This window comes from Vibrio sp. 10N.222.46.A1, from assembly GCF_041473595.1.
In the GTDB taxonomy this organism is placed as follows: Bacteria; Pseudomonadota; Gammaproteobacteria; order Enterobacterales; family Vibrionaceae; genus Vibrio; species Vibrio tasmaniensis_A.
The window spans coordinates 1-851 of record NZ_JBFRSN010000898.1 but is presented as its reverse complement, the minus strand read 5'-3'; the positions used below and the strand labels follow the sequence as shown (position 1 = coordinate 851).

The window sequence follows — 851 nt, the reverse complement described above, 5'->3', positions numbered from 1 at the left end:
ATTGATGTTGAACAACATCAAAAACAACAAGATAGAAGGGAGTATTTCATCGATTGGAAATCCGACTATTTTGACGTCGGTTTGTAAGTAGTTTGGAAAAGCGAAGAGGGTTTGTTTGTCTTGATGATCCATGGTGAAATAGGGCGAATAGTTTCGCGCTCTCCTTATGTGGTTTATAAGCCTACAAACCCTTTACCAACTTCCCAGAACACCACGCCAACGAAAAAGCCGATGATGCCACCCACCCAGTTCTTTTGCATGATGCCCACGATGATGCCGCCAATTAGGCCTGCCACTAAAATGTAGAACTCGCCAGAAGACCCCGTTCCGACCGTGTTGGTTACGGTATCTTTACCACTGGCAAAGAGGTCATTGGCGTAAGCGGGTGACGCACAAGCAAAGTAGACGGCCATAAGCGTGCAGACGTAACGCCAATACGTAAGAGGGCAGTGAAAGCGTGATGTTTTATTTTTCATTTGGTTACCTTTAAATGTAGATAAAAGAGGCACGACATCGCACCGCCATTATCAAAAGGGGTGTCGTGCATCTGGTGGGTTGAAAAATGGACGTTGTTCGTTCGTCAGACTTTTGGGCAGGCTTTAAACCGCATGAGTTAAGATGTTGCCGTTGAGTCCCATGCGCTTCTTGATTACATTAAAGGCAACAAGGAAGCGTTTACATACTTCAAACCGCGATTGCGACTGACGTGTTGTTTCCAATTTTGAGGGGTCATTATCGTGTTCTTGAGTTTACGATAATGTTTTTTGCGAGCATTTTTTGATGGTGGTGGCGTGAGTTGACGGACTGATTGGGTGTGTTTTTGAACCGAAACGAAATGAACACCCTTCCAA

The 851-nt window shown here is 44.9% G+C and carries 1 protein-coding gene and 1 pseudogene; both read right to left on the bottom strand.

From position 1 onward, the window contains the following. Positions 1-173: 173 nt before the first annotated feature. Positions 174-476 (bottom strand): type IV conjugative transfer system pilin TraA, encoded by a 303-nt coding sequence (locus AB4496_RS21625; protein WP_102258054.1) that lies wholly within the window; start codon positions 474-476, stop codon positions 174-176. Positions 477-649: 173 nt separating this feature from the next. After that, positions 650-851 (bottom strand): annotated as a pseudogene (locus tag AB4496_RS21620) (hypothetical protein); the annotation flags it as partial.